Raw genomic sequence first — 26681 nt, 5'->3', positions numbered from 1 at the left:
TTCCGAGAAACCGGTTTCTCACGTACTGTAGCAGGAGGCACACAGGGTGCCAACAGGTGCACTGCAAGAAAGGCGACGATGCCCGACGACCGCGAGACCACCTCCGTGTACACGAATCCTCTGCTGGATCACGACGTCCCCGATCCCGATGCGATCGCCCTCTCGACGGGCGGATGGGGCCTGGTCGCCTCCAGCTTCGACCGCGCTCCCGGACTCCCGCTCTGGCACTCGGACGACCTGATGACCTGGAGGCCCGTCGGCCACGCCGGCGGCTACCGGCCGGACTCCCCTCACGACGGCGGAGTCTGGGCGCCCAGCATGAGGGAGCACGAGGGCCGCCTCTTCGTCGTCTGGGGGGATCCCGACCGCGGGGTGCTCGTGGTGGACGCGCCCTCGATCGAGGGTCCGTGGAGCGAGCCGCGACTCGTGCTCGAGGCGAGAGGAGTGATCGACGCGTGCCCGTTCTGGGGCGAGGACGGAGCGGTGATCGTGCACGGCTGGGCCCGCTCCCGCGCCGGCTCCGCCAACCGACTCGACGTGTTCGACGTCGATCCGGCGCTGACTCGCGCTCTCGGGGCCTCGCGCACGGTGATCGACGGTGACGCGATCGAGGGCTGCTCGACCCTGGAAGGCCCGAAGGCCTACTCCCGCGACGGGATGCTCTGGGTGCTCGCGCCGGCAGGCGGAGTCGCGACCGGCTGGCAGTACGCCTTCCGCGCACCGACGTGGGACGGACCGTGGGAGCACCGCCTCGTGCTCGAGCAGGGTTCGACACCCGTCAACGGCCCGCACCAGGGCGCGTGGATCCGGGGCGAGGACGGGGAGGAGTGGTTCCTGCACTTCCAGGCGAAGGGCGCGCTGGGCCGGGTGCTGCATCTGCAGCCGCTGCGCTGGAGCGACGACGGCTGGCCGCTGATCGGGGAGACGGACGAGGACGGCACCGGGACCCCGGTGCCCTCCTGGCCGACTCCGCGCGGCGGATCGGCGCCCGCGCCGCGACCGCGCGGTGGAGACGCGTTCTCCGAGGAGCGGCTCAGCGCTGCCTGGCACTCCCGGCACGCGCTGCCTGCGGAGCTGGTCGAGTCCGTCGGCGGCGGGCGGCTCACCCTGCTCGGGCATCCCGACGCCGCGCTCCTGCGCCCGCTCGACGGCGCGCACCGCCGCATCGAGACCGACGTGCTCTCCGCGCACGGCGCCGAGGCCGCGTTCGTCCTCGTCGACTCCGTCACCAGGGAGCTGCGCCTGGACGCCGACGGCCGTGCCCACCTCGTCCTGGGCGACTCCCCCGCGACGCCGCTGGACGCCGTCGGCACCCGGATCGGCGTCGGCATCGACGGATCCGTGGCGCGGTTCCTGCTCGACGGCCGCGCCGTCGGCGAGCCGTTCGCCCTCGAGGGCCGGCGGTGGACGGGCGCGGAGTGGGGGCTCGCGGCCCGCGGGCCCGGCCGGGTCGCATTCGGACCCGTCGAGGTGACGGCGTGAGCGCCGGCGACCACGCGGTCAAGCGCGAGCGGGTCCTGGCGCTGCTCGACGGATCCGACGCCGACGCCGTCGCGCTCACGTCCTCCACCGCCCTCTCCTGGTACCTCGAGGGGGCACGGGTGCACACGAGTCTGCTCGGCGCCCCGATCGCCGCCGTGCTCGTCGACCGCGAGTGCGACCGGGTCCGCGTGTTCTCGAACGAGGTCGACCGCCTGCTCGACGAGGAGCTCGGCGCACTCGCCGGGAGCGTCGCCGTCGAGACCGTCCCGTGGCACGCGCCGCTCCTGCCCGAGGGCGTCGGCCGCGTCAGATCCGAGGAGTCGCTGGCCGCGGGCCTGCGCGCCGCCCGCGCCGTGCTGCTGCCCGTCGAGCGCGAGCGCTACCGCTCCCTCTGCCGGGACGCCGCCGCAGCCCTCACCCGCGAGCTCGTCGGTGCTCACCCGGAGGACTCGGAGAGGGAGATCGCCGCTCGGCTGGCCGGAGCGCTCGTCTCCGCAGGGGCGGATCCCGTCGTGGTGATGGTGGCCGGCGACGGACGCCTCGCCCACCGCCACCCTCTCCCGACCTCGGCTCCCCTCGGCCGCCGGGCGATGATCGTCGTCTGCGCGCGCCGCCACGGACTGGTCGCCAACCTCAGCCGCTGGATCCGCTTCGACGCCGAGGATCCGGCCGCCGCCGCGCGCTCCGCCGCCCTGCGGCGGGTCGAGGCGGACGCCTTCCGCGCCACCCCGACCGGGAGCGCCGCTCTCGGAGGTCCTCGCCGAGATCGCCGCCGCCTATCCGCGCCACGGCTTCGACGAGCACGAGTGGACCCGCCACCACCAGGGCGGCGCCGCGGGATACGCCGGGCGGGACCCCCGTGCCACGCCGACCGCGGACGATGTCGTGCACGACGGCCAGGCCTTCGCCTGGAACCCGACCGCCTCAGCGGCCAAGATCGAGGACACGATCGTGATCGACGGCGAGCGGGTGGAGGTCCTGACCCGTGACGGCGAGTGGCCCGAGACCCTCGTCGACGCGGTGCCGCGTCCCCTGGAGCTGATCCTGTGACCACCCTCGCCCGCACCGGCACCCGACCCGACCCGGAAGGACTCCCCGCCATGGGAACCGACTCCCCCGCCCGCCCGCTCCGCTACGCCCTCGTGGGCTCCGGCCACCGCGCCGAGATGTACATCGCGGCGATCGCCGGACCCCACGCCGACGTGGCCGAGCTGGTCGCCGTCATCGAGTCGAATCCGACGCGCGCCGAGTACGCCGCGGAGGCGGCGCTGCGCCACGGCGCCGCCCCACGACCCCGTCTCGCCGGACCGGACGAGCTGGAGCGCGCACTGGCGCAGGAGCGGGTGGACCGCGTCGTGATCACGACACCCGACGTCACGCACGCCGGACTGCTCGACCGCTGCCTCCGCGCCGGCGTGGACGTCGTCGTCGAGAAGCCGCTCACGATCGACGAGCCCGGCGCTCGGCTGGTCGCCGAGGCAGCGCGCGACACCGGACGAGAGCCGGTCGTCACCTTCAACTACCGGTACTCGCCCCGCAATTCCGCCCTCAAGGAGCTGATCGCGGGCGGAGCGATCGGCGACGTCACGTCGATCACGTTCGAGTGGCTGCTCGACACCGCGCACGGTGCCGACTACTTCCGCCGCTGGCACCGCGACAAGCGCAACTCGGGCGGCCTTCTCGTGCACAAGGCCTCCCACCACTTCGATCTCGTGAACTGGTGGATCGGCGACGTCCCGTCGCGCGTCTTCGCCTCGGGGGGTCTGCGCTTCTACGGCGAGGCCAACGCCGGCCGTCAGAGCGCACCGGTCAGCACCGAGCGCGGGAGCAGCGACGCGTCGGCGGCCGATCCCTTCGCCCTCGACCTCCGCCGCGACCCTCGCCTGCGCGCGCTCTACCTCGAGGCCGAGCACCACGACGACTACCGGCGCGACCAGTCGGCGTTCGGAACCGGCATCACCATCGAGGACAACCTCGCGCTGGTCGTCGACTACCGCCGTGGAGCGACGTTGAGCTACTCGCTGAACGCGCACTCGCCGTGGGAGGGGTACCGCGTCGCCGTGAACGGCACCCGCGGCCGCGTCGAGCTCGACGTCGTCGAACGCGGGGCCGTCCTGCCCGGGCCCGACGGACGGATCGCCGTGGATCCCTCGCTGGCCGGCGCGGAGGCCGCCGACTACGGCCCGCGACCCGACAGCGACCGCCTGCTCCTCCAGCGGCACTGGCAGGCGGCCGAGGAGATCCCGATCCGCACCGAGGGCGGCGGGCACGGAGGCGGCGACGACAGGATGCTGCGCGACCTGTTCCGGGGTGCGGCGGAGGATCCGCTGGGCCGGGCGGCGGACTACCGCGATGGGCTCCGCTCGATCGCCGTCGGGATCGGCGGCAACCGCTCGCTCGATACCGGCTCCGCAGTCGCGATCGACGAGCTGGGGATCCTCGTGGAGTGAAGCGCGGAGCGCTACTCGTCGAGCGCGAGCTCCTTGGGGAGCTCGAACTCCTTGCGGGAGAGCTCCTCGACGTTGACGTCCTTGAAGGTCAGCACGCGCACCGACTTCACGAAGCGGTCGGAGCGGTAGACGTCCCAGACCCACACGTCGCGCATCGTCAGCTCGAAGTAGAAGTCGTGCTCGGTGTCGCGGCGCACCAGGTCCACCTCGTTCGCGAGGTAGAAGCGGCGCTCGGTCTCGACGACGTACGAGAACTGCGAGACGACGTCGCGGTACTCCCGGTACAGTGCCAGCTCGACCTCGCGGTCGTAGTCCTCGAATTCGTCCTCATCCATCGTCCGTCAATCCTACGCCGGTGCGGGAGCGCCGGACGCCGAGAGCTCGTCAGCGGGGGCGGCCTCCTCGGCGGGCGCGGCGTCCACGGCCGGAACCGCCTCGCGCGGCTTCGACAACCACGTCACCCTGTGCAACGGGGACGGCCCCACGCGATCCAGCCCCGCCCAGTGCGCGGCGCTGCCGTAGCCCTTGTTGCTGTCCCAGGCGTAGTCGGCGAACTCGTCGTGGTGGCGCACCATCTGGCCGTCGCGGCCGACCTTCGCCAGGACGGAGGCGGCCGAGACCGACGCGCAGTCGCGGTCGGCCTTGATGCGGGTGACGATGGTCAATTGCGCGGCCCACTCCCCCAGCGCGGGCGTCAGCCAGTCGTGCTTGCCGTCGAGGAGCACCACGGACGTCGCGAGGTCGACTCCCTGGTCGACGAGGCGCTCGATCCCGCGGGACGCGGCGCGGCCGAGGCCGGCGATGATGCCGGAGTCGTCGATCTCGTCGGCGGAGGACTCGCCGATCGCCCAGCCGGACACCCACCTCACGACGCCGGGCAGCAGCGCCTCACGGCGGGCGGGAGCCAGCAGCTTGGAGTCGCGCAGTCCTTCGGGGAAGCGGCCGCAGCGACGGGCGATCGAGACGACGCCGACCGAGACGGGGCCGGCGATCGCTCCGCGGCCCACTTCGTCGCAGCCGATGATGCTCTCGTAGCCCTGGCGGAACAGGCGCCGTTCCATCGTCAGAGTGGGTTCAGTGACGACCACCTAGTCCTGCCCGGCCTCGGAGGAGGAGTCCGAGGAGTCCGACGACTCCGCGTCGTTCTCGACCCCGCGGAACACGGCCGGGTAGTCGTCGAGCCATGCCCACTGCTCCACCGGCCAGGTCACGAGGATCGCGCGGCCGACCACGTTGTCGATCGGCACGAAGCCGCCGCCGGGCTTGTCGGTGTTGTAGCGGGAGTCGGCGGAGTTGTAGCGGTTGTCGCCCATCACCCAGAGCGATCCCTCGGGCACGACCACGTCGAAGGGCGTCGCCGAGACGGCCTGGACGCCGTCGGGCAGCTTCACGTAGGGCTCGTCGATCGGCTTGCCGTTGACCTCGACCTGGCCGAGCGGAGTGCAGCAGGTGACGGTGTCGCCGGGCAGCCCGATGACCCGCTTGATGAGGTGGTCGTTGCTGTCGGGAGCGGTGAGGCCCACGATCGCGAGAGCCGAGTCGACGGCGGCCTGGAACGGCGGCACATCGGGCTCGGTGCTCGGCGAGAGCCATCCGCCCGGATCGCGGAAGACGACGACGTCGCCGCGCGAGATCGGCACGAGATCCGGCACGAGCTCGTTCACGAGGATCCGGTCGTTCTCGACCAGCGTCTGCTCCATCGAGGAGGACGGGATGTAGAACGAGCGGATGAGGAAGGTCTTCACGAGGAAGGAGACCAGCACCGCGACGACGAAGATGATCAGCACGTCGCGGAGGAAGAGCAGCACCCCGCGGCGACGGCGCGGCCGGTGCCCGTCGCCCGGTGCGGCGGAGTGGCGCGCGTGGTCGCCGTCGCTGTGGATCGTGACCGGGGCCGTGCTGTCTGTCATCGCGTGCCGTCGCCCCTACTGTGCATCATCCGGGGCCGTGCATCCCCGGTCGGGAGAGGCCCTGGAAAGGGTCGAACCCCGGTCCATCATAAGTGGACCGGGGTTCGGGGAGAGTGTGCGGAGACCCGCTGGGGGTCAGCGCTTCTCCTTGATCTTGGCCTTCTTGCCGCGCAGGTTGCGGAGGTAGTAGAGCTTCGCGCGACGCACGTCTCCGCGGGTGACGACCTCGATGTGGTCGATCACCGGGGAGTGCACCGGGAAGGTGCGCTCGACGCCGACCTGGAAGCTGACCTTGCGGACGGTGAAGGTCTCGCGGACGCCCTCGTTGGAGCGGCCGATGACGACGCCCTGGAAGATCTGGACGCGCGAGCGGGTTCCCTCGACGATGTTGACGTGGACCTTGACGGTGTCGCCCGCACGGAAGTCGGGGATGTCGGTCCGGAGTGACGCCGCATCGACGTTATCGAGGATGTGCATGTTCTATCGCTCTCCGTGCCCGCCACAGGTCGAGCACCGTTTCGTGGGTGGGAAGTCGGTGCGCGCCCCGCGTCGTAGCGGCTCCCCTGTGGCAGAGCCTGCGCGAGGCACAAGCGCTTATTCTGTCACGGCGCGGCGATCGGCGTCAAAGTGGAGACGGCGGGACGGTCGGCCGCGCTGCGACGGCGCGCTCCCCTCGGGGAAGGAGCGTCCGCTCGCGCGGTCAGAGGATGAGCGTCTGCCCGTCCTGGGGGCGCTCGGGATCGAAGCCGTCGCCCACCACGGGCCGCTGCCCGCCCTGCGCCTGCACCGCGGACGCCTCGGCGAACGCGATCAGCGTGGCGCGCGCGTCCTTCACGAACCGCCACAGGGAGTGACTGAGCGCCACGACCCCGAGGAGCACCGACAGCAGTCCGATCGCCCACGCCCCCGGAGGGAAGAAGCCGAGCGCGATCAGCGACGCGTGCCAGGCGCCGACCGCGGCGACGTCGCCCCACGCGGGGGTGCGAGTCGGCCGCACGGTCACCCGAAACGCCACGATGCTCGCCACGGCGGCGAGGCTGAGCGCCAGAATGGGGAGGGCGATGACGAGACCGACGACGGTCCACCCGCTCGATCCCCCGAAGAGTCCGTACCCGAGGAGGATCCACAAGGGCAGGACGATCGCGGCCGGATACTGCCAGGAACCGAATGCCCGTCGCGTGCGCATGCACCGACCGTACCCACCACCGCTGAGCAACGCCTCAGCGACCCCCGAGAGGATCAGGATGATCGAGCTGCGCACGCCCGCCGAGATCGAGGAGATGCGGCCCGCCGGCCGCTTCGTGGCCGAGGTCCTGCAGGCCACCGTCGCCGCCGCCGGGGTGGGAGTGAACCTCCTCGAGCTCGACCGCCTCGCGCACGACATGATCCGGAAGGCCGGGGCCGAGTCCTGCTACATCGACTACCACCCGTCCTTCGGGGCCAGCCCGTTCGGCAAGGTGATCTGCACCTCCGTCAACGACGCCGTGCTGCACGGCCTGCCGTTCGACTACCGCCTCCGCGACGGCGATCTGCTGACCCTCGACTTCGCCGCCTCCGTGAACGGCTGGGTGTCCGACTCCGCCGTCAGCGTCGTGGTCGGCACGCCCCGTGCCGAGGACCTGGCGCTGATCGACACCACGACGCGCGCTCTCGACGCCGGCATCGCCGCGGCGAAGCCCGGCGGGAAGATCGGCGACATCTCGGCCGCGATCGCCGCGGTCGCCCACGCCGAGGGGCTCACCATCAACACCGACTTCGGCGGGCACGGCGTCGGCCGCACGATGCACGGCGACCCGCACGTCCCGAACGACGGCCGTGCCGGACGCGGATTCCCCCTGCGCCCGGGGCTCGTGATCGCGATCGAGCCGTGGTTCCTGCAGACCACCGACGAGATCTTCACCGACAAGGACGGCTGGACCCTGCGCAGCCGCGACGGCTCGCGCGGCGCCCACATGGAGCACACGATCGCGATCACCGAGACGGGGAGCGTCGTCCTCACCGCACGCGACTGATCTCGCCGTCGCTCTGGACAGCGACACTATCGGATAGCAATACTCTCCGTATGCGCATCTCCGAGCTCGGACGGCTGACCGGCGTCAGCGTCGCGACGATCAAGTACTACATCCGCGAGGGGATCCTCGCGGCGGGCGAGTCCTCGGCCCCCCAGCGGGCGGAGTACGGTGACGACCACGTCGCACGGCTCCGCCTGCTCCGCGGCCTCATCGAGAGCGGAGGAGTCGGGATCGCCGGCGCGAAGCGGATCACGGCGGTCCTGGACAGCGGCGCCCCTCCGGCCCACGCGTTCGAGGTCGCCCAGGACGTGGTCTCGGCGCACGCCGACTCCGACTCCCCCGCCACGGACGCCTCGCTCGAGCGGGTCCGCGCGCTCGTCGGGCCGATGATGTGCGAGCACCCTGCGGTCGCCACGGCCGCCCGGGCACTCGACGCGCTCGAGGCGTCGGGAGGTGCGATGACGCCGGACTGGCTCCAGCGCTACGAAGAGGCCGCCGAGCTGGTCGCCCGCGCCGACCTCGACGAGCTCGAGGCGCGCGCGAGCGTGAGCGAGCAGGCGTCGATCGCGGCGGTCGGCACCGCACTGGGCGATGTCGTGCTCCAGTCGCTCCGCCGCGTGGCGCAGGCCCGCGAGACGCAGCGCCGGTTCGCTCCGGCCGACGACTCGGCGGAGGCGGCGCGATGACCGCCGTGCGCGAGGCGCCGGTCGCCGACGCGGTCGCCCGCCCGCACCGCCCCCTGCTCGCTCTCGCGATCGCGATGGGCGTCGGCGCCCTCCTCTGCGCGGTCGCCCTCCTGCTCGACCCGCGCGAGCTCGGCGGGCAGTCGGTCTGGGCGAAGCCGCTGAAGTTCTGCCTCTCGATCGCGGTCTACTCGCTCACCCTCGCCTGGCTGATCGGCCTGCTCCCCCGCCGCCGCCGTCTCGGGCGGATCCTCGGCACCGTGGCCACCGCGGGCCTCGTCGTCGAGATGGTCGTCATCGGCGGTGCGGCGGCGGTCGGCGCCGCGAGCCACTTCGACGTGAGCACTCCCCTGCACTCGATGATGTGGACGACCATGGCCGTCTCGATCGTGGTCGTCTGGCTCGCCACTCTCGTGCTGGCGATCCTCCTGGCCCGGCTGCACCTCGGCGACGGCGCGCTGACGACCGCCGTGCGAGCGGGACTGGTCATCGGACTGATCGGGATGGCGCTCGCCTTCCTCATGACCGGCCCGACCGCCGACCAGCTCTCGGACTACGGCGGAGTCGTCGGCGCCCATGCGGTCGGCGTCGCGGACGGCGGGCCGGGACTCCCGCTCCTGGGCTGGAGCACGACGGGCGGCGATCTGCGCATCCCGCACTTCCTCGGGATGCACGCTCTGCAGGTGCTGCCGCTGCTCGCCATCGGCCTCCGCCTGCTCGGACGCCGCCTGCCGGTCCTCGGCGAGGCGGCGGTGCGCGCCCGCCTGCTCGTCCTCGCCTCGGCCGGCTGGGCCGGTGCCGTCGCGATCACCTGCTGGCAGGCGCTCCGAGGGCAGTCGATCGTCGCACCGGACCCGCTCACCCTCACCGCCGGCCTCGTGCTCGGCGGCCTCCTCCTCGTCGGCACCGCCGTCGTGCTCGCCCGCCCCCGTACCCCGGAGGTCTCCCGATGACCCGTCTGCTGAAGGGCTGGACGCCGCTGGCGCTGGTCTACCTCGTCCTCGCCGTCCTCGGTCTCGTCGGGACCTGGACGCACAACATCCGCGCAGTGCTCGAGAGCGTCGACTTCCTCGGGGCCTGGTTCGACGGCGGACCGGCCGTGTCCTCGCTCACGACCGATCTGCTGATCGTCGCGATCGCAGCCGTCGCCCTGATCGTCGTCGAAGGACGCCGACTCGGGATGACGCGGCTGTGGGTCTACGTGCTGCTCGCACCGCTCGTCGCACTCGCGTTCGCGTTCCCGCTGTTCCTCGCGGTCCGCGAGCGGCACCTCGCCGCGCGGAGGGCGGACGGGTCGGAGAGGATCTAGGGCAGCAGCTCGGGGCGCACGCGGCGGGTGCGCTCGACGCTCTGCTCGTGACGCCAGGCGGCGATGGCTCCGTGGTTGCCGCTGAGCAGCACGGGAGGCACGTCGAGGCCGCGCCAGGACGCGGGCTTGGTGTAGCTGGGGTACTCGAGGAGGCCGTCGGAGTGGCTCTCCTCGACGAGGCTCGCAGGGTTGCCGACGACGCCGGGCACCAGGCGGCCGACAGCCTCGATCATGGCCATGACGGCGACCTCGCCGCCGTTCAGCACGTAGTCGCCGAGGCTGATCATCCGCACGCGGGCGCGGGTGGCGGTGTGGTCGACGACGCGCTGGTCGATGCCCTCGTAGCGGCCGCAGCCGAACACGAGCGCCTTCTCGTCGGCGAGCTGCCGGGCCGTGGCCTGCGTGAAGACCTCGCCGGCGGGCGAGGGGAAGATCACGAGCGGATCCGCGTCGGCGTCGGCCTCGAGGATGCTGTCGAGCGCCTCACCCCACGGCTCCGGCCGCATCACCATGCCGGCGCCGCCGCCGTAGGGCGTGTCGTCGACGGTGCGGTGCCGGTCGTGGGTGAACGAGCGCAGATCGTGCACGCCGAGCTCGATCAGCCCGCTCGAGCGCGCGCGCCCGAGCAGGCTGATGTCGAGCACCCCGAAGAACTCCGGGAAGATCGTGACGATGTCGATCCTCACGACCGGGTGTCCTCCGCGGGCGCCTCGTCGTCGGTGGAGGCGGCGTCCGCTGCGGGAGTGCCGGAGTCGTCCTCGGCGGAGGCGTCGGACTCCTCGTCCTCGGCCCGAGTCGCGAGGGCCGGGTCCGAGAGGTCGACGTGCGAGAGGTCGACCTCGGCCGGCTCCACCTCGACGACCTCCTCGAAGAGGCCGGTGGGAGGCGTGACGGTGACGATCCCCGCGACGGGATCGATCGACGGCACGATCGCGGTGACGAACGGCACCATGACCTCGCCGGACGGGGTCGCAACGATGAGCAGGTCCTGCGCCGGGAAGTGGTCGACGCGGCGCACGGTGCCGACCTCGGCGCCGTCGCGGACGACCTTCATGCCGACGAGCTGGTAGTCGTACCAGGAGTCGTCGTCGCCCGGCGCGGTGCGGACCTCCTCGTCGATCCAGAGGATCGCCTTGAGGAGGGTCTCGGCGGCGCTGCGGTCGTCGACACCCTTGAAGAACGCGACGGGGTGGCTGTTGTACCAGCGGAGCTCGACGAGCTCGAGCTTCCTCCCGTGCCACTCGGAGGTGCGGGGCACCTGCAACGTGAACGTGGATCCGGGGGGTGAAGCGCTTGTCGGGCTCGTCGGTGTAGAGCTCGAGCTTGATGGCGCCCTTGAGGCCGTGCGCCTTGGTCAGTCGGGCGACGCGGAGCTGCGTCCTGCCCGGTTCGGGGGTCGACACCTCTACTTGTCGGTGTCGACGACGTCGACGCGGACGCGACGGCCGTCGGCGAGAGCGGCGACCAGGGTGCGGACGGCCTTGGCGGTGCGACCGGAGCGTCCGATCACGCGGCCGAGGTCCTCGGGGTGCACGCGCACCTCGAGGACCTCTCCGCGTGGGGAGCCCGTCGCCACGACACGGACCTCATCGGGGTTCTCGACGATCCCCTTGACGAGGTGCTCGACGGCGGGAGCGAGCATGGACTAGGCCTCGGTGGAGGTCTCGTCGGCGGTGTCCTCGGCCGGGGCGGCCTTGGCCGGAGCCTCGGTCTTGGGCTTGAGGACGGGCTTCTTCTTCGCGTCGATGACGAAGGGGGCCTTGGGCTCCTTCACCTTGACGGTGCTGACGGCGTCGGCGTCGCCCTTGAAGCGGCCCCAGTCGCCGGTCAGCTTGAGGATCGCGGCGACCTGCTCGGTCGGCTGCGCGCCGACTCCGAGCCAGTACTGCGCGCGCTCCGAGTCGACCTGGATGAACGAGGGCTCCTCGGTGGGGTGGTACTTGCCGATCTCCTCGATCACGCGGCCGTCGCGCTTGGTGCGCGAGTCGGCGACGACGATGCGGTAGTAGGGCGCCCGGATCTTGCCCAGGCGCTTCAGACGAATCTTGACAGCCACAATTCTCCTGTGTGGTCGTTGACCTGTAGAGGTCGAGGATGGATGAACTGAGCCGTGAGCGTGGGGTGCACACCCGGCCGGAAGCTCGAGGGGGTTTCTTCGGCGGTGAGTAGAGGGTCGACCGCCTCGGACCCGACGGATCATTCTGCCAGAAAAAACCCCGGCGTGCGGGCGCGACATGCGGCTCATCGCGCGGGAGGACGCGCAGCCCGCCCCCGGCCCCGCCCCTCGGCCCCGTCCCGGCGACTCGTGGGACGATGGGACCCGCGCGTCCCGACCCGGTGGACGCCGGATCGACGGAGACGACGCCATGGAGATCAGCTTCGCCCAGTCCGACCGCTCCACACTCGGGATCGAGTGGGAGGTCGCGATCGTCGACCGGCAGACGGGGGACCTCGCCAACGTCGCCGACGTCGTGCTGGAGGCTCTGCGCGGCGAGGACGGCGAGCCGCACGCCCGCATCACCGGAGAGCTGCTGCGCAACACCGTCGAGCTCGTCTCGGGCGTGCACACGCGGGTCGGCGACGCCGTCGCGGATCTGCAGGACCAGCTGCGCCAGGTGCGCGAGATCACCGACCCGATGGGCCTGGACCTCGTCTGCTCCGGCACCCACCCGTTCGCGCAGTGGTACGACCAGAGCATCACCGACAAGGAGCGCTACCACCGGCTCATCGACCGGACCCAGTGGTGGGGCCGCAACATGATGATCTGGGGCATCCACGTGCACGTGGGGATCGAGGACCGGGACAAGGTGCTCGCGATCCTGAACTCCCTGCTCGACTACTACCCGCACCTCCAGGCGCTCTCGGCCTCGAGCCCGTTCTGGGGCGGCGTCGACACCGGCTACGCGTCCAACCGCGCGCTCATGTTCCAGCAGCTGCCGACCGCCGGCCTCCCGCCGCAGTTCGGAGCATGGGCGAACTACGAGGAGTACGTCGACGACATGATGCGCACCGGAGTCATCGACGACCACACCGAGGTCCGCTGGGACATCCGCCCCTCGCCGCAGTGGGGGACGCTCGAGATGCGCGCGTGCGACGGGCTCTCCTCGGCCGAGGAGATCGGCGCCGTCGCCGCGCTCATCCAGTGCCTCGTCGAGCACCTGTCCACCCGGCTCGACGACGGCGAGGACCTGCCGACGATGCAGCCCTGGTACGTGCGCGAGAACAAGTGGCGGGCCGCCCGGTACGGCCTGGACGCCGAGATCATCCTCGACAGCGCGGGCGCCGAGCGCCTGGTGACGGACGACATCCGCGACCTCCTGGTGACGCTCGCTCCGGTCGCGGAGCGCCTGGACTGCGCGAAGGAGCTCGCCGACGTCGAGCTGATCCTCGTCGCGGGCGCGAGCTACCAGCGGCAGCTGCGGGTCGCCGCGGCCCACGACGGCGACCTCCGTGCCGTCGTCCGGGCGCTCGCGGGCGAGCTGCGCGACGGGCTGCGGGACCCGCGGGCATGATCGCGACGCGGCGGCTCGCCGCGATCGGCGTGCTCGTGCTCGCTCTCGCGGGGTGCTCCTCCGCGGCGGAGCCCGCGTCCGAGTCCTCGGCGACGACCGCCCCCTCGACGACGAGCGCGCCCTCCTCCGACGCCGGGGCTCCCGCTGCCGAGGACCCCGCTCCGCTCGAGGTGGGCGGGTCGATCCCCGCCGGTTCGAGGGTCACCGTGGTCGGCGACAGCATCGTCAGGGGCTACGGGCTCGACGCCGGGGCGGCCTGGCCGGCTCTCGTCGGCGACGCGTTCGGCTGGACGGTGACGAATCTCGGCTGCGACGGGGGCGGCTTCGTGCGCCCCGGCGTCTGCGGGGAGCCGATCGGCGACCGCGCGGACGACATCGCCGCGACGTCGCCGGACGTCGTGATCGTCGTCGCGAGCAGCAACGATCTCGGAACCCCCGTCGAGGACGTGGTCGCCGCGATCCCGCCGGCCGTGGACGCGATCGCCCGGGCCGTGCCGTCGGCGAGGCTGACCGCGCTCGACTCCGTCTGGGGGCCTGACCCGCGACCCGGAGATCTGGACGCGTACGACGCCGCCCTGGTCGACGCCGTCGCGTCGGCCGGAGGCTCAGCGCTCGAGTACCCGGACCCGCTGAGGACCGACGGCCTCCTCGCCGAGGACGGCGTGCATCCCACCGAGGCCGGGCAGCTCGCTCTGGCGGAGGCGTTCGCGCTGGCCGCTCAGAAGGCGGGCCTGGGCGAGAGCGTGCCGACCGACTCGACGCCCACCCGCGAGGAGTAGGGGCGGGCGGCCCGGGAGCCGCCCGCCCCTCATCGCCTCAGCGGCTGGTGCTGTTCTTGCCGTCGCGCCACGACAGGAGCTCGCGCACCGGCGCGAGGTCGATGTCGGGTCCGCTGATGCCGAGTGTGAACAGGCGCGCTCCGAGCTCGTGCTGCTGGTCGGCGACCGCGAACGCTCCGTCACCGCCCTCGGCGGGGATGTTCACCCCGGTCGACACCTCGATCGCCGACAGGTCGCGGCCGACCTTCCCGCACCAGTCGCCGAGGACGCCGAGCTTGCGCTCCAGGGTCGGGACGTCGGAGAAGCTGTGCCAGATGTCGGCGTGCTCGGCCACGATCCGCAGCGTCTTCTTCTCTCCGCCGCCGCCGATCATGACGGGGATCTCGCGGGTGGGAGCCGGGTTGAGCACGCCCCAGCGACTCCGGATGCGCGGCATCGCCTCGGAGAGCTCGTCCAGACGCGAGCCGGCGGTGCCGAACTCGTAGCCGTACTCCTGGTAGTCGCGCTCGAACCAGCCGGAGCCGATGCCGAAGATCAGGCGCCCCTCGGCGCCCTTGGCGCTGATGTGGTCGACGGTGCGGGCCATGTCGGCGAGCAGGTCGGGGTTCCGGTAGCTGTTGCAGGTGACGAGCGGGCCGAACTCGATGCGGCTGGTCTGCTCGGCCCAGGCGGCGAGCATGCTCCAGCCCTCGAAGTGCAGGCCGTCGGGCTCGCCGGAGAGCGGATAGAAGTGGTCCCAGTTGAAGGCGATGTCGACGCCGAGGTCCTCGAGCTCGGCGAGCGTGTCGCGGATGACCTCGTAGGAGACGTGCTGAGGGGCGATCTGGACGCCGATGCGGACCGGGCGCGCGGTGGTGGTTGTCATGCCCACCACGCTAGACCTCGACGGTGGCGGAGGTCCCGCCGGTCGACGGGGATCTCGAGACGCCTGCTGGGCGAGCTCCTCGATCAGCGAGGGGCCCCCGCTGCGCGGGCTACTCGCCGGCCGGGTCCGGAGCTGCGGTCGGGGCCTCGTCGACCGTCGAGCGGGCGAGCTTGACGGTGGTCGCGCCCTCGTCGTCGAAGAGGCGGAGCCGGCCGCCGTCGATCGCGGCCATCGACGCCTCGGCGAAGATCGTCGGCAGCGCGACACCGTCGCAGGCGATGAACGTGCTCGGACCGGCGTCGACGCTGAGCGCGCCCTCGTCGTCGATCGCCCACTCCCCCTGCACGCCGTTGCAGCCGTCGGAACCGGTCCAGGTCCCGTCGTCGGCGATGAGCAGGAAGGGCACCTCGGGCGACTCGTACGCCACCCCGGTGATCCAGCGCCCGACGAGCTCCTCGGGCGCCGGAGCCGACATCGCCTCGGCGCCGGACGTCTCAGCGCACCCGGTGAGCCCGAGCACGGCCACGGCCGCGAGAGCCGCCACGGCGAGGCTCCGCCGCACGGTCATCGACCGAGGAACTTCTGCAGCTGCTCCAGCTCCTCGGGGGTCGGCTGCGCCTGCGCGCCCGCGCCGCCACCGAGACCGAAGCCCGATCCGCCGGCGTCGCCGGGGCGGGGGCCGGACGTGATCGCCGCGTTCTCGGCCGCGCGCTTGGCCGGGTTGCCCGACTTCGACGTCTTCTTCTTCTGCGGCTTCGGGCGGCCCTGGTAGCCGGCTCCGGGCACGGGGCCCATGCCCGGCACGTTCGGCATGCCGCCCTTGGCGACGGTCTTCATCATCTTCGCGGCCTGCTCGAACCGCTGCACCAGCTGATTGACGTCGGTGACGGTCATGCCGGAACCGCGCGCGATGCGCAGGCGCCGCGAGCCGTTGAGGAGCTTGGGGTTGATCCGCTCCGCCTTCGTCATCGACTGGATGATCGCCTCGGTGCGCACGATCTCGCGCTCGTCGAACTGGTCGAGCTGCTCGCGCATGCCCTTCGCGCCCGGGAGCATGCCGATCATCTTCTTGATCGAGCCCATGTTGCGCAGCTGCTGCATCTGGCCGAGGAAATCGTCGAGCGTGAACGAGTCGCTCATGATCTTCTCGGCGACCTTGCGCGCCTCGTCCTCGTCGAACGCGGACTGCGCCTGCTCGATGAGGGTCAGCACGTCGCCGAGGTCGAGGATCCGGCTCGCCATGCGGTCGGGGTGGAACTGCTCGAAGTCGTCGAGGCCCTCGCCCGTGGAGGCGAAGAGGATCGGACGCCCGGTCAGCGAGGCGACCGACAGCGCTGCTCCGCCTCGCGCGTCGCCGTCGAGCTTCGAGAGCACGACGCCGGTGAAGTCCACGCCCTCCTGGAAGGCCTTGGCCGTGGCGACGGCGTCCTGGCCGATCATCGCGTCGATGACGAAGAGGACCTCGTCGGGGTTCGTGACGCGGCGGATGTCGGACGCCTGCTTCATCATGTCGGCGTCGACGCCCAGGCGGCCGGCGGTGTCGATGATGACCGTGTCGTACTGCTTGTCGACGGCGAACTTGATCGCGTTCTGCGCGACCTTGACCGGGTTGCCGACCCCGTTGCCGGGCTCGGGAGCGTAGACCGCGACTCCGGCCTGCTCGCCGACGACCTGCAGCTGCTGCACCGCGTTGGGGCGCTGGAGGTCGGCCGCGACGAGGAGCGGGGTGTGCCCGTCCTTGCCGAGGTACTTGCCGAGCTTGCCGGCGAGGGTCGTCTTGCCCGCACCCTGGAGGCCCGCGAGCATGATGACCGTCGGCGGACGCTTGGCGAACTCGAGGCGGCGCGACTGCCCGCCGAGGATCGCGACGAGTTCCTCGTTGACGATCTGGACGACCTGCTGAGCCGGGTTCAGCGCCTTGTTGACCTCGTCGCCGAGGGCGCGTTCGCGGACCTTGCCGGTGAAGGCCTTGACCACGTCCAGCGCCACGTCGGCGTCGAGCAGGGCGCGCCGGATCTCGCGAACGGTGCCGTCGACGTCCGAGGCCGAGAGCTTGCCCTTCGTGCGCAGGTTCTTGAAGGTCTCGACGAGTCGATCGGAGAGGGTGCCGAAAGTAGCCATGATGCCCGGAATTCTACCGGAGCCGCGGAGTGCTCGGTTCTGCCGCCGTTCCTCCGGATTAACTGGGCTGAGTGCAGGAATGCGTCTAGGGTGACGATGTGATCGAGACTCTGCTGGCGGGCGACTCCGCCGATCCCCTGGACTACCGCGACGGCTGGGAGCTGCAGCGCCGGCTCCACGACGAGGTCGTCGCCGGGCGCGACGGCGTGCTGGTGCTCTGCGAGCACGCGTCCGTCTACACGGCGGGCAAGCGGACCGAGGCGCACGAGCGCCCGGTCGACGGCTCCCCCGTGGTCGACGTCGACCGCGGCGGCCGGATCACCTGGCACGGACCGGGTCAGCTCGTCGGCTACCCGATCGTGCGGCTGCGCGAACCGGTCGACGTGGTCGCCTATGTCCGCTCGCTCGAGGGGATGCTGATCGCCGTTCTCGCCGACCTGGGCGTCGCGGGCGAGCGCATCGACGGACGCTCGGGAGTCTGGATCCGCCGGCCGCTCGGCGCGGACAAGATCGCCGCCATCGGCATCCGGGTGGCAGGAGGCGTGACGATGCACGGCTTCGCCCTCAACGTCTCGAACAGCCTCGAGCCCTACTCCCGCATCGTCGCCTGCGGCATCGCGGACGCCGGAGTGACGACGATCGAGCGCGAGACGGGGAGCGAGGTCTCGATGGAGGCGGTGCGCGCCCTGGTCGATCGGCGGTTCCGCGAGTGCTCGCTCGAGTTCTCGGCCGAGCAGGCCGCGGTGGTGGCCGCGTGAGCGCCGAGGTGGGCGGACGCAAGCTGCTCCGGCTCGAGATCCGCAACGCCGAGACTCCGATCGAGCGCAAGCCCGACTGGATCAAGACCAAGGCCACCATGGGGCCGGAGTACCGCCAGCTGCAGTCGCTCGTGAAGAGCGAGGAGCTGCACACGGTCTGCCAGGAAGCGGGCTGCCCCAACATCTTCGAGTGCTGGGAGGACCGCGAGGCCACGTTCCTCATCGGCGGCGCGCAGTGCACCCGCCGCTGCGACTTCTGCCAGATCGACACCGGCAAGCCCGCCGACTACGACGCCGACGAGCCGCGGCGCGTGGGCGAATCGGTGGCGCGGATGAACCTCCGCTATGCCACGGTCACCGGAGTCGCGCGCGACGACCTGGCGGACGAGGGCTCCTGGCTCTACGCCGAGACGATCCGGCAGATCCACGCCCAGTCCCCCGGAACGGGAGTCGAGATCCTCGTGCCCGACTTCACCGGACGTCCGGAGCACCTCGGGCGCGTGTTCGACGCGCGCCCGGAGGTGTTCGCGCACAACGTCGAGACCGTGCCGCGGATCTTCAAGCGGATCCGGCCCGCGTTCCGCTACGAGCGCTCGCTGGACGTGCTGACCCAGGGGCGGGACGCGGGGCTTATCACGAAGTCGAACCTCATCCTGGGCATGGGCGAGGAGCGCGAGGAGATCTCGCAGGCCCTGCAGGACCTGCACGACGCCGGCACCGACCTCCTGACGATCACGCAGTACCTGCGGCCGACCCCGCGGCACCTGCCGGTGGACCGCTGGGTGCACCCGGAGGAGTTCGTCGCGATCAAGGAGGAGGCGGAGGACATCGGGTTCCTCGGCGTGCTCTCGGGGCCGCTCGTGCGCTCGTCCTACCGGGCGGGCCGCCTGTGGGCGCAGTCGATGGAGTCGAAGGGGCGGCCGGTGCCGGAGCACCTGCGGCACCTCGCTGATGCGGCGCTGGGGTTCTCCCAGGCGGTGTGACCGCTCCTGCGTCGGCGTGGCTGCTCACCGGACGCGGATCGGCGGACCGCGTCCGGTGGCGTCCGCGTATCCTGGCGGCATGTCAGCCGTGACGGAGTACGCGAGCACCATGCGTCGGACGATCGACGCGCGACGCGACGCGCTCGTCGCGGTGCTCGCCCATTACGGCGCGACCAACCCCGGCTCTTCGGGTCGGTCGCTCGGGGAGACGCCGGACCGGGCAGCGATGTGGACCTCCTCGTCGATCTCGACGAAGGAGCGGGAAATCCACTCCTCCGAGTCGCCGGCATCGGAGAGGAGCTCAGCGGGCTCCTCGGTGTACGGGTCGACGTCGTGGCGGAGTCGCTGCTGCGGGACCCGGTGGCGACGAGCGCACGACGTGACATGGTTCCGTTGTGAGGAGGTCGGTCGAGGAGCGGTTCTCGGACATCCTCGCGGCGATCGACCGTTGCCTCGAGTACAGAGAGCATCTCGGCGGTGGCGACACCGCCCTCGCGCGGATGGCGCTCGACGCCGTCCTCCGGAACCTCGCGGTGATCGGCGAGGCGGTGCGCGCGCTGCCGGTCGAGGAGCGCGACGGATTCGCGGCTGTCCCGTGGGCGGCGATCGCGGGACTGCGGAACGTCATCGTGCACGAGTACTTCCGGATCCAGCCCGAACTGATCCTCGGCATCCTCGACGACGAGCTGATCTCCCTCGCCAACGCCCTCCGCGCCCGACGACGCTGATCCGGCCTCGCCTCCGGTGACCGGCAGAGGTGGGCGGTACCGCCGTGGACGTCTTCCGGTGCTCAGCCGACGAGCTGCTGGGCGAAGACGTGCGGGGTGAAGCCGGTGAGGTCGCCGATGCCCTCGCCCTGGCCGACGAGCTTGATCGGGATGCCCGTGCGCTCCTGGACGGCGAGGACGAACCCGCCCTTGGCGGAGCCGTCGAGCTTCGTGATGACGAGGCCCGTCACTCCGGCGTGCTCGATGAACGCCTCGGCCTGGCTCAGCCCGTTCTGACCGGTCGTCGCGTCGAGCACGAGCAGGATCTCGGAGATGGGCGCCTGCTTCTCGATGACGCGCTTGATCTTGCCGAGCTCGTCCATCAGCCCGCCCTTGGTGTGCAGGCGGCCGGCGGTGTCGATGATGACCATCTCGATGCCGTTGTCCTTCGCGAACTGGACGGTCTGGAAGGCGACCGAGGCCGGGTCCTGGCGCTCCTGCTGCGGGCGCACGATCTGCGCGTCGGCGCGCTGGGCCCAGGTGGCGAGCTGGTCGACGGCGGCGGCGCGGAACGTGTCGGCCGCTCCGACCACGACGCTCCGGTCGTAGTTGCGGAGGAACTTGGCGAACTTGCCGATGGTCGTGGTCTTGCCCACTCCGTTGACGCCCACGACGAGGATCACGGCCGGGCGCTCGCTGAGCTTGAGCGTCGTGTCGTACTTCGACAGCCGCTCCTCCATCGACTCGCGGAGCATGCGCCGGAGGTCGCGCGGATCGGTCGTGCTGTAGCGCTCGACCTTCGCACGGAGGTCCTCGACGATCTCCTCGGTGATGTCGGGACCGAAGTCGGCGGTGATGAGCGCGGTCTCGAGGTCGTCCCACGTCTGGTCGTCGATCGTGCGCTTCTCGAACAGGCCGCGCAGTGCGCGGCCGAGCGACCAGGAGGTGCGTTCAGCCATGTGCTCCAGGGTACCGGCGACGGCTCGGCCCGACCGCCTCTGCCGAGGGAACCCCGAGCCGTCGAGGGAACCAGCCGGAGCGGGCTCCCTCGACGGCGAGAGGTTCCCTCGGCGGGAGGGGCGAGGGTCAGTCGGCGGGTGCCTGCACGCGCTGGCCGACCACGGCCGAGACTCCGTCCTGCCGCATCGAGACGCCGTAGAGGGCGTCGGCGATTTCCATCGTGCGCTTCTGGTGGGTGATCACGATCAGCTGGCTCGAGGTGCGGAGGTCCTGGAAGATCGTCAGCAGGCGGCCGAGGTTGGCGTCGTCCAGCGCCGCCTCCACCTCGTCCATGATGTAGAACGGGCTGGGCCGCGACTTGAAGATCGCGACCATGAAGGCCACCGCGGCGAGCGAGCGCTCGCCTCCCGAGAGCAGCGAGAGCCGCTCGATCTTCTTGCCCGCGGGGCGCACCGCGACCTCGATGCCCGTGGTGAGCAGATCGTCGGGGTCCGTCAGGCGGATGCTGCCCGTTCCTCCGGGGAACAGCACGGGGAACACGTCGGCGAAGGCGGCCTGCGTGTCGTCGAAGGCCGAGGCGAAGACCGTCTGCATCGTCTCGTCGAGCTCCTCGATGATGAGGAGCAGGTCGCGACGGGTGTTCGTGAGGTCGGTCAGCTGCTCGGTGAGGAAGACGTGGCGCTGCTCGAGCGCCGCGAACTCCTCGAGCGCGAGCGGGTTCACCCGGCCGAGCTGGGCGAGCTGCTTCTCGGCCTTCTCGAGTCGGCGGCGCTGCTCGTCCCGCGCGAACGGGCGCGCAGGCGCGTCCTCCTCCTCGCCGGGCACGCCCACCTCCGGCCCGTACTCGGCGACGAGCACGTCCTCGACCAGTCCGAGCTCGGACCCCGCTCGCTCCAGCAGCCCCGAGAGCTGCAGGCGCTTCTCGTAGATCTGCAGCTCGAGCCCGTGCACGCTCTCGGTGACCGACTGCAGTCGCTCGCGCAGAGCGGACTCCTGGCGGCGGAGCCCCTGCAGCTCCTCGTTCTGCTGCGATCGGGCGGCCTCGGCCTGCACGAGCTCGGCGCGGGCCTGCTGCACCGACCGGTCGACGGAGGCGAGGACCGCCGGGATCGCGCGGGTCACGTCGGCCGCGGCCTCGTGCTGACGACGGCGGATCACGGCGCGGCGGGCGGCCTCGTCGGCGGCGGCGCGATCGGCGGCGAGCTGTCGGGCGAGCGCCTCGCCGCGGGACTGCTCGGCGCGCACGCGCTCCTTCGCGGTCTCGACTCCGAGCCTCGCCTCGATCTCGCGCTCCCGGGCCGAGTCGACACCCTGCTGCAGGGCGTCGCGTCCGGTCACGTCGAGGATCGGGCGGGGGCGCGAGCGCGCGGTGTCGAGCTCGCTCCTGGCCTTCTGCGCGGCGCGCTCGGCGTCGCCGACCCGGTCGGACGCGATCGCGAGCGCCTTCTCGCCGCGGCCGAGCTCGGCGACGGCCGACTCGTGCTGCGCACGGACGCGGCCGAGGCGCTCCGTGTGCGCGGCGCGAGCGGAGTCGTGCTCGCGCAGGGCGGCGAGGGCGAGGCGCGACTGCTCCTTGGCGCCCTTGAGGGCCCCGGTCTGCTCGGCGAGGTCGAAGCGGAGCCGGTCGATCCGGCCCACGATCTCCTCGAGTGCGGCATCGGCCGCGTCGCGCTCCGAGACGAGCTCGAGACGGCTGCGCTGCCCGCCCGCTCCGCCGCTCAGGACGAAGTCCGAGACGGTGGCGCCGTCGCGGGTGACGACGGTGACAGGATGCTCCCGACCGGCCAGTCCGGGCCAGATCCGGCGGGCCGCGGCGAGATCGTCGACGACGACGACCTGCTCGAGCAGGGCGACGACGGCTGGCGGGCCGGTGACGAGATCGCGGGCCCGCGTCGCTCCGTCGGGCACGGCGAGATCCAGCGGCGCCCGCGAGGACGCCGCCACGAGCAGCTCGACCCGGCCGAGGTCGCGGCGGACCGCCTCGTCCAGCGCCGCCTCGGCGTGCGCCGCCTCGTCCGCGAGGACCGCGTCGGCGAGGGTGCCGAGCGCGGCGGCCACGGCGGCCTCGTAGCCGGGTCGCACCTGGATCCGCTCGGCGACGCGCCCGTCGACTCCGTCGAGCCGCGCGGCGAGGAGCTCGGACGAGCCGTCCGAGACGTCGAGCGCGAGGGACAGGGCGCTCGTGCGGGCGGCGAGCCCGTCGCGCTCGCGCTCGAGCGCGTGCAGCTCCTCGCGCAGTCGCTCGATCTCGCCCTCCGCCTCGAACACGGCCGACTGCGCGAGCTCGTAGCTCTCGTCGAGGGCGCCGTCGGTGCCTCCGCCCGCCTCGCCGATCTCGTCCTCGAGCGCGTCGAGCTGGCGCTCCGCGGCGTCGCGGCGCTGCACGGCGGAGTCGAGGGTGTTCTGCGCACGGAGCACCTCGCCGCGGACGGCGGCGAGCCGGGAGGCCGCCGAGTCGGCCTGCCCGCTGAGCTGCGAGATCTCGAGGTCGTGCCGGGAGACGAGCGCGGACTGCGCGGCGATCTCGTCGTCGAGGGCGTCGAGCGCCTGCCGGGCGCGGACAGTGTCCTTCTGCGAGGCGGCCCAGGCCTCCTCCGCGTCGAGCACGGCCCGCCGGAGCCGCTCGAGCTCGTCGTGCGCCTCCTGGAGGAGCTGCGGCGTCACGCGCGGCTGCACCTGCGGCTGCTCCGACTCCGCTTCGAGCAGGGCGAGCCGCTGGCCCGCGAGCGCGGCGAGATTGCGCAGCCGCTCCTGCACCGACTCGAGCTCGAACGTGGTGCGGCGGGCGTCGTCGACGGCGTCGCCCACCATCTCGGACTCGATCCGCGCCATCCGCAGCGTCGCCTGCTCGAGCTTCTCCTGCAGCACGATGCGCTCGCCGTGCCGCTCGCTCTCGGAGCGCGCGAAGCCGTCGAGGGCCGTCCGCAGGGTGACGACGTCGTCGGCGAGCAGGCGAGCACGGGCGTCGCGCACGACCGCGGCGATGGTCTGCGCCTGACGGGCGACCTCGGCCTGGCGCCCGAGCGGCTTGAGCTGGCGGCGGATCTCGCCGGCGAGGTCGGAGAGGCGCGTGAGATTGGTCTGCATCGCCTCGAGCTTGCGGAGCGTCTTCTCCTTGCGACGGCGGTGCTTGAGGATCCCCGCGGCCTCCTCGATGAAGCCGCGGCGCTCCTCCGGAGTCGCGTGCAGCACGGCATCGAGCTGGCCCTGCCCCACGATGACGTGCATCTCGCGCCCGAGACCGGAGTCGCTCAGCAGCTCCTGCACGTCGAGCAGCCGGCAGGAGCGCCCGTTGATCGCGTACTCGCTGCCGCCGTTGCGGAAGAGCGTCCGGGTGATCGTGACCTCGGTGTACTCGATCGGCAGGGCGCCGTCGGTGTTGTCGATCGTGAGGGCGACCTCGGCGCGGCCGAGCGGACCGCGGGTCGAGGTGCCCGCGAAGATCACGTCCTCCATCTTGCCGCCGCGGAGGGTCTTCGCCCCCTGCTCCCCCATCACCCAGGCGAGCGCGTCGACGACGTTGCTCTTGCCCGAGCCGTTGGGGCCGACGACGCAGGTGACCCCCGGCTCGAAGGCGAACGTGGTCGGCTGAGCGAAGGACTTGAACCCCTTGAGGGTCAGGCTCTTCAGATGCACCCGCCGGCCTCGCTCCTGTCGAAAAACGCTCCCCACGGTACTGGACGAGTGCCGCCGATCCGCGGAGGCGGGCTCTCCGCGCCCCGCGGCGTGCACACTGGAGCGGTGACTCCTCCGCTCCCCTCCGCTCCAACGCTGCCGGTCGAACCGGGCCCGCCGCTCACCGCCGCGGAGCAGGAGCGCTTCGCGCGGCAGATCCGGCTCTCCGCACTGGGCGAGCTCGGCCAGCGCCGCCTCCGGAACGCCCGCGTGCTGGTGCTGGGAGCGGGCGGCATCGGATCGCCGGTGATCACGGCGCTCGCCGCGGCCGGCATCGGCCGGCTCGGCGTCGTCGACGCGGACGTGGTCGAGCCCTCGAACCTGGCGCGGCAGACCGCGCACGACGACTCCTCCGTCGGGCTCTCGAAGGCGGAGTCGGCCGTCGCGACCGCGCGCCGCCTCTCCCCCGGGATCGACGCCCGCGCCTTCCCCGTCTCCTTCACCGCCGCGAACGCCGACGCTCTCGTCGCCGGCTGGGATGTGGTCGTGGACGGCTTCGACACCTTCGGCTCGCGCTACCTCGCCTCGGACGCGACCACCCGCGCAGGCGTGCCGCACGTCTGGGGCTCGGCGCTGGGCTTCGACGGGCAGCTCTCGACCTTCTGGTCGCGGGCGCCGGGCGGAGGCGTGACGCTGCGCGCGCTGCACCCCGAAGCCGAGGACGCGGCCGACAGCTGCGCGAGCGTCGGCGTGCTCGGCTCCCTGTGCGCCGCGATCGGATCCGCCATGGCGAGCGAGGTCGTCAAGCTCGTGACCGGCGTCGGCGCTCCGCTCGTCGGCCGCATCGTCGTGCACGACGCCCTCGACGGATCCTGGACCGAGCTGCCGCTGGAGCGCCGGGTGCCCGAGGTGCCTGCCCCTGCGGCGGTCGCGGGAGCCGTGACCGCCCCGGAGCTGCGCGCGCGGCTCGAGGGCGGCGCACCGCTCACCGTGGTCGACCTGCGCGAGGACTCCGAGGACCGCTCGATCGCGGTGCCCGGCGCCGTGCGGCTGCCGATGTCGCGCTTCGATCCGGCGGACCTGCCGGCCGGACCGCTCGTCCTCTACTGCGCGTCCGGGGTACGGTCGCGGATCGCGGCCGACCGGGCGGCAGCCGCCGGGATCAGCGCCGACTCGCTCGTGGGCGGGGCGGCGGCGCTGCGGAGCTGACCGCTCAGCCTCCGGCGAACGGCGGCAGCACGTCGACCGCTGCGCTCGCGGGCAGGGCGGTCGCCCGATCCGTCGTCGACACCCCGTCGACGAGATAGGTGCACCGGCCGAGGACCGCGGCGGCGGACGGAGTCGCCGTGACCAGCCGCGACTCGAGAGCGGCGAGATCGGGGACGCCGTCGAACTCGTCGGACGCGCGCCCGAGAGCGGCCTTCGCCGCGGCGAAGTAGCGGACCCGCACGCTCATCCGCCGATCGCGCTCATCGTGCGCTCGGGCTGCACGAACCCGACGCGGTTCATCTCGTGCCCGGCGGGCTTCGCCCACATCGCGCCCCGCCAGAGCTGGGCGACGTGGTGGTCGTCGACACCGGAGCGCATCGGGCCGAGCAGATCGGTCTCCTCGTTCGAGAAGAGGCAGCTCCGGACGCCGCCCTCGGCCGTCAAGCGTGTGCGGCGGCAGTCGCCGCAGAACGGCTCGGTGACGGAGGCGATGATGCCCACCTGCCCGAGCAGCGGTCCGCCCTCGCGGGCGTGCACGTCGAACAGCTCGGCGGGGGCGCCGTCGCGGGGCGCGGGGTGGGGGCTCAGGGCGAAGCGCTCCGAGAGCAGCTCGCGGATGCGCTCGGCCGTGATCATGGTCGCGCGGTCCCAGCCGTGGTCGGCGTCGAGGGCCATCTGCTCGATGAAGCGGAGCTGGTGGCCGCCGGCGAGCGCCCAGGCGAGCAGCTCGGGCGCCTCGAGGTCGTTGATGCCCGGGAGCAGCACGGCGTTGATCTTCGTCTGCGCGAGGCCCGCGGGCGCCAGGGCGTCGATGCCGGCGAGCACGCGGTCGAGGAAGGGGCGGCGGGTGACCTTCGCGAAGGTCTCGGCGCAGATGGAGTCGAGCGACACGTTGACGCGGTTGAGCCCCGCCTCGGCGAGCGCCGCCGCCCGGCCGGACAGGCCGATCGCGTTGGTGGTCAGCGAGATCTCGGGGCGGGGCTCCAGGGCTGCGACACCGCGGATGATGTCGACGAGGTCCTTGCGCAGCAGCGGCTCCCCTCCGGTGAACCGGATCTGCCGGACGCCGAACTGCTCGACGGCGATGCGGGCGAGCCGCACGATCTCGTCGCGGGTGAGCAGGGCCGCGGGCGGCTGGAAGGGGAGTCCCTCGGCCGGCATGCAGTAGGTGCAGCGCAGATTGCACCGGTCGGTCAGCGAGATGCGCAGGTCGTCGGCGGCGCGTCCGTAGGTGTCGACGAGGAGCGGGGTCTCGGGTCGGTCGGCCGGGAGTTCGGCGCCCCGGGGGCGGGGGCGGACGCCGGGCATCCCGAGTACTGTGCTCAT

29 protein-coding genes and 1 pseudogene are annotated in these 26681 nt (G+C 72.1%); 14 read left to right on the top strand and 16 right to left on the bottom strand.

Annotated elements, in window-relative coordinates:
• The first annotated feature begins 78 nt into the window (after positions 1-78).
• From AC0CID_RS02930 to AC0CID_RS02920, 3 genes are all read left to right on the top strand, one after another.
• Complete coding sequence (locus AC0CID_RS02930; protein WP_465225726.1) at positions 79-1482, top strand: family 43 glycosylhydrolase; 1404 nt, start codon at positions 79-81, stop codon at positions 1480-1482.
• Positions 1479-2471, top strand: a complete 993-nt coding sequence (locus tag AC0CID_RS02925; RefSeq protein ID WP_465225725.1) for a hypothetical protein — start codon at positions 1479-1481, stop codon at positions 2469-2471. The genes AC0CID_RS02930 and AC0CID_RS02925 overlap by 4 nt, the downstream gene beginning before the upstream one ends.
• A 111-nt stretch (positions 2472-2582) precedes the next feature.
• A complete protein-coding gene (locus AC0CID_RS02920) occupies positions 2583-3932 on the top strand; it encodes a Gfo/Idh/MocA family protein (RefSeq protein ID WP_465225724.1) in 1350 nt (449 codons plus the stop codon).
• Between the two features lie 11 nt (positions 3933-3943).
• On the opposite strand, the gene AC0CID_RS02915 is transcribed toward AC0CID_RS02920, so the two are convergent.
• From AC0CID_RS02915 to AC0CID_RS02895, 5 genes are all read right to left on the bottom strand, one after another.
• Entirely contained in the window at positions 3944-4267 is a 324-nt protein-coding gene (locus tag AC0CID_RS02915) for a DUF2469 domain-containing protein (RefSeq protein ID WP_055792576.1), read from the bottom strand.
• Positions 4268-4279: 12 nt separating this feature from the next.
• Positions 4280-5020 carry a ribonuclease HII gene (locus tag AC0CID_RS02910; RefSeq protein WP_465225723.1) on the bottom strand — a complete coding sequence of 247 codons (741 nt, stop codon included), beginning with the start codon at positions 5018-5020 and terminating at the stop codon, positions 4280-4282.
• Positions 5021-5842, bottom strand: a complete 822-nt coding sequence (gene lepB / locus AC0CID_RS02905; protein WP_465225722.1) for a signal peptidase I — start codon at positions 5840-5842, stop codon at positions 5021-5023.
• A 135-nt stretch (positions 5843-5977) separates the two neighbouring features.
• Entirely contained in the window at positions 5978-6319 is a 342-nt protein-coding gene (gene rplS / locus AC0CID_RS02900; RefSeq protein ID WP_207402350.1) for a 50S ribosomal protein L19, read from the bottom strand.
• Positions 6320-6542: 223 nt separating this feature from the next.
• The gene (locus AC0CID_RS02895; RefSeq protein ID WP_465225721.1) at positions 6543-7028 is read right to left on the bottom strand and encodes a hypothetical protein; all 486 of its coding nucleotides are present in this window, start codon (positions 7026-7028) and stop codon (positions 6543-6545) included.
• 58 nt (positions 7029-7086) lie between these two features.
• Here AC0CID_RS02895 and map point away from each other — a divergent pair, with 58 nt between their 5' ends.
• The 4 genes from map to AC0CID_RS02875 are packed head-to-tail and all read left to right on the top strand — an operon-like array spanning position 7087 to position 9846.
• Complete coding sequence (gene map, locus AC0CID_RS02890) at positions 7087-7854, top strand: type I methionyl aminopeptidase (RefSeq protein WP_465225720.1); 768 nt, start codon at positions 7087-7089, stop codon at positions 7852-7854.
• A gap of 50 nt (positions 7855-7904) precedes the next feature.
• Complete coding sequence (locus AC0CID_RS02885; RefSeq protein WP_207402353.1) at positions 7905-8540, top strand: MerR family transcriptional regulator; 636 nt, start codon at positions 7905-7907, stop codon at positions 8538-8540.
• Positions 8537-9490 carry a hypothetical protein gene (locus AC0CID_RS02880; protein ID WP_465225719.1) on the top strand — a complete coding sequence of 318 codons (954 nt, stop codon included), beginning with the start codon at positions 8537-8539 and terminating at the stop codon, positions 9488-9490. The genes AC0CID_RS02885 and AC0CID_RS02880 overlap by 4 nt, the downstream gene beginning before the upstream one ends.
• The gene (locus AC0CID_RS02875; RefSeq protein WP_465225718.1) at positions 9487-9846 is read left to right on the top strand and encodes a DUF2834 domain-containing protein; all 360 of its coding nucleotides are present in this window, start codon (positions 9487-9489) and stop codon (positions 9844-9846) included. The genes AC0CID_RS02880 and AC0CID_RS02875 overlap by 4 nt, the downstream gene beginning before the upstream one ends.
• On the opposite strand, the gene trmD is transcribed toward AC0CID_RS02875, so the two are convergent.
• The 4 genes and pseudogenes from trmD to rpsP form a co-directional block, all read right to left on the bottom strand.
• Entirely contained in the window at positions 9843-10532 is a 690-nt protein-coding gene (gene trmD, locus AC0CID_RS02870; protein WP_207402356.1) for a tRNA (guanosine(37)-N1)-methyltransferase TrmD, read from the bottom strand. The genes AC0CID_RS02875 and trmD overlap by 4 nt on opposite strands.
• Positions 10529-11249 (bottom strand): annotated as a pseudogene (rimM, locus tag AC0CID_RS02865) (ribosome maturation factor RimM). Before rimM ends, trmD begins: the two are co-directional and overlap by 4 nt.
• Positions 11250-11251: 2 nt before the next feature.
• On the bottom strand, positions 11252-11488 hold the full coding sequence (locus tag AC0CID_RS02860; protein WP_207402358.1) for an RNA-binding protein: 237 nt from the start codon (positions 11486-11488) through the stop codon (positions 11252-11254).
• Between the two features lie 3 nt (positions 11489-11491).
• Positions 11492-11902: a 30S ribosomal protein S16 gene (gene rpsP / locus AC0CID_RS02855; protein WP_207402359.1), complete on the bottom strand. Its 411-nt coding sequence runs from the start codon at positions 11900-11902 to the stop codon at positions 11492-11494.
• A 310-nt stretch (positions 11903-12212) separates the two neighbouring features.
• Between rpsP and AC0CID_RS02850 the strand changes: the two genes are divergently transcribed.
• Both AC0CID_RS02850 and AC0CID_RS02845 read left to right on the top strand, forming a co-directional pair.
• Positions 12213-13358 (top strand): glutamate--cysteine ligase, encoded by a 1146-nt coding sequence (locus tag AC0CID_RS02850; protein WP_207402360.1) that lies wholly within the window; start codon positions 12213-12215, stop codon positions 13356-13358.
• Positions 13355-14137 carry an SGNH/GDSL hydrolase family protein gene (locus AC0CID_RS02845; protein WP_465225717.1) on the top strand — a complete coding sequence of 261 codons (783 nt, stop codon included), beginning with the start codon at positions 13355-13357 and terminating at the stop codon, positions 14135-14137. Before AC0CID_RS02850 ends, AC0CID_RS02845 begins: the two co-directional genes overlap by 4 nt.
• Positions 14138-14174: 37 nt before the next feature.
• Here the strand turns inward: AC0CID_RS02845 and AC0CID_RS02840 are convergent, their stop codons facing one another.
• The 3 genes from AC0CID_RS02840 to ffh all read right to left on the bottom strand — a co-directional run bounded on the left by AC0CID_RS02840 (position 14175) and on the right by ffh (position 17123).
• On the bottom strand, positions 14175-15002 hold the full coding sequence (locus AC0CID_RS02840) for an LLM class F420-dependent oxidoreductase (protein WP_465225716.1): 828 nt from the start codon (positions 15000-15002) through the stop codon (positions 14175-14177).
• A gap of 109 nt (positions 15003-15111) precedes the next feature.
• On the bottom strand, positions 15112-15570 hold the full coding sequence (locus AC0CID_RS02835) for an META domain-containing protein (protein ID WP_465225715.1): 459 nt from the start codon (positions 15568-15570) through the stop codon (positions 15112-15114).
• The gene (gene ffh / locus AC0CID_RS02830) at positions 15567-17123 is read right to left on the bottom strand and encodes a signal recognition particle protein (RefSeq protein ID WP_207402364.1); all 1557 of its coding nucleotides are present in this window, start codon (positions 17121-17123) and stop codon (positions 15567-15569) included. Before ffh ends, AC0CID_RS02835 begins: the two co-directional genes overlap by 4 nt.
• Before the next feature lie 98 nt (positions 17124-17221).
• On the opposite strand from ffh, the gene lipB reads away from it, so the two are divergent.
• The 4 genes from lipB (at position 17222) to AC0CID_RS02810 (ending at position 19592) form a co-directional block, all read left to right on the top strand.
• Positions 17222-17881: a lipoyl(octanoyl) transferase LipB gene (gene lipB / locus AC0CID_RS02825; RefSeq protein WP_307785992.1), complete on the top strand. Its 660-nt coding sequence runs from the start codon at positions 17222-17224 to the stop codon at positions 17879-17881.
• Entirely contained in the window at positions 17878-18864 is a 987-nt protein-coding gene (gene lipA / locus AC0CID_RS02820) for a lipoyl synthase (RefSeq protein WP_207402365.1), read from the top strand. The genes lipB and lipA overlap by 4 nt, the downstream gene beginning before the upstream one ends.
• Positions 18865-19092: 228 nt before the next feature.
• Positions 19093-19263, top strand: a complete 171-nt coding sequence (locus AC0CID_RS02815; RefSeq protein ID WP_465225714.1) for a hypothetical protein — start codon at positions 19093-19095, stop codon at positions 19261-19263.
• On the top strand, positions 19260-19592 hold the full coding sequence (locus tag AC0CID_RS02810; protein WP_465225713.1) for a HepT-like ribonuclease domain-containing protein: 333 nt from the start codon (positions 19260-19262) through the stop codon (positions 19590-19592). The genes AC0CID_RS02815 and AC0CID_RS02810 overlap by 4 nt, the downstream gene beginning before the upstream one ends.
• 62 nt (positions 19593-19654) lie before the next feature.
• Here the strand turns inward: AC0CID_RS02810 and ftsY are convergent, their stop codons facing one another.
• Both ftsY and smc read right to left on the bottom strand, forming a co-directional pair.
• A complete protein-coding gene (ftsY, locus tag AC0CID_RS02805; RefSeq protein WP_465225712.1) occupies positions 19655-20530 on the bottom strand; it encodes a signal recognition particle-docking protein FtsY in 876 nt (291 codons plus the stop codon).
• 127 nt (positions 20531-20657) lie between these two features.
• Positions 20658-24167, bottom strand: a complete 3510-nt coding sequence (gene smc / locus AC0CID_RS02800) for a chromosome segregation protein SMC (protein WP_465225711.1) — start codon at positions 24165-24167, stop codon at positions 20658-20660.
• A gap of 105 nt (positions 24168-24272) precedes the next feature.
• Here smc and AC0CID_RS02795 point away from each other — a divergent pair, with 105 nt between their 5' ends.
• Entirely contained in the window at positions 24273-25355 is a 1083-nt protein-coding gene (locus AC0CID_RS02795) for a ThiF family adenylyltransferase (protein ID WP_465225710.1), read from the top strand.
• Positions 25356-25359: 4 nt separating this feature from the next.
• Here the strand turns inward: AC0CID_RS02795 and AC0CID_RS02790 are convergent, their stop codons facing one another.
• Positions 25360-25602: a MoaD/ThiS family protein gene (locus AC0CID_RS02790; protein ID WP_207402368.1), complete on the bottom strand. Its 243-nt coding sequence runs from the start codon at positions 25600-25602 to the stop codon at positions 25360-25362.
• Positions 25599-26681 (bottom strand): GTP 3',8-cyclase MoaA, encoded by a 1083-nt coding sequence (gene moaA, locus AC0CID_RS02785; protein WP_465225709.1) that lies wholly within the window; start codon positions 26679-26681, stop codon positions 25599-25601. Before moaA ends, AC0CID_RS02790 begins: the two co-directional genes overlap by 4 nt.

Source organism: Rathayibacter sp. AC451, assembly GCF_979253095.1.
Note: the sequence above shows the minus strand (reverse complement) of the source record. Positions and strands in the feature narration are given on the sequence as shown.

Bases quoted from the DNA above. Each gene is read 5' to 3' on its own strand.
- AC0CID_RS02915 (WP_055792576.1), bottom strand. From the start codon at position 4,267: ATGGATGAGGACGAATTCGAGGACTACGACCGCGAGGTCGAGCTGGCA.
- AC0CID_RS02860 (WP_207402358.1), bottom strand. From the start codon at position 11,488: ATGCTCGCTCCCGCCGTCGAGCACCTCGTCAAGGGGATCGTCGAGAAC.
- ftsY (WP_465225712.1), bottom strand. From the start codon at position 20,530: ATGGCTGAACGCACCTCCTGGTCGCTCGGCCGCGCACTGCGCGGCCTG.
- AC0CID_RS02835 (WP_465225715.1), bottom strand. From the start codon at position 15,570: ATGACCGTGCGGCGGAGCCTCGCCGTGGCGGCTCTCGCGGCCGTGGCC.
- AC0CID_RS02920 (WP_465225724.1), top strand. From the start codon at position 2,583: ATGGGAACCGACTCCCCCGCCCGCCCGCTCCGCTACGCCCTCGTGGGC.
- map (WP_465225720.1), top strand. From the start codon at position 7,087: ATGATCGAGCTGCGCACGCCCGCCGAGATCGAGGAGATGCGGCCCGCC.
- AC0CID_RS02875 (WP_465225718.1), top strand. From the start codon at position 9,487: ATGACCCGTCTGCTGAAGGGCTGGACGCCGCTGGCGCTGGTCTACCTC.
- AC0CID_RS02930 (WP_465225726.1), top strand. From the start codon at position 79: ATGCCCGACGACCGCGAGACCACCTCCGTGTACACGAATCCTCTGCTG.
- AC0CID_RS02885 (WP_207402353.1), top strand. From the start codon at position 7,905: ATGCGCATCTCCGAGCTCGGACGGCTGACCGGCGTCAGCGTCGCGACG.
- AC0CID_RS02790 (WP_207402368.1), bottom strand. From the start codon at position 25,602: ATGAGCGTGCGGGTCCGCTACTTCGCCGCGGCGAAGGCCGCTCTCGGG.
- AC0CID_RS02845 (WP_465225717.1), top strand. From the start codon at position 13,355: ATGATCGCGACGCGGCGGCTCGCCGCGATCGGCGTGCTCGTGCTCGCT.
- AC0CID_RS02850 (WP_207402360.1), top strand. From the start codon at position 12,213: ATGGAGATCAGCTTCGCCCAGTCCGACCGCTCCACACTCGGGATCGAG.
- ffh (WP_207402364.1), bottom strand. From the start codon at position 17,123: ATGGCTACTTTCGGCACCCTCTCCGATCGACTCGTCGAGACCTTCAAG.
- AC0CID_RS02840 (WP_465225716.1), bottom strand. From the start codon at position 15,002: ATGACAACCACCACCGCGCGCCCGGTCCGCATCGGCGTCCAGATCGCC.
- rplS (WP_207402350.1), bottom strand. From the start codon at position 6,319: ATGCACATCCTCGATAACGTCGATGCGGCGTCACTCCGGACCGACATC.
- moaA (WP_465225709.1), bottom strand. From the start codon at position 26,681: ATGAGCACAGTACTCGGGATGCCCGGCGTCCGCCCCCGCCCCCGGGGC.
- lepB (WP_465225722.1), bottom strand. From the start codon at position 5,842: ATGACAGACAGCACGGCCCCGGTCACGATCCACAGCGACGGCGACCAC.
- AC0CID_RS02880 (WP_465225719.1), top strand. From the start codon at position 8,537: ATGACCGCCGTGCGCGAGGCGCCGGTCGCCGACGCGGTCGCCCGCCCG.
- AC0CID_RS02895 (WP_465225721.1), bottom strand. From the start codon at position 7,028: ATGCGCACGCGACGGGCATTCGGTTCCTGGCAGTATCCGGCCGCGATC.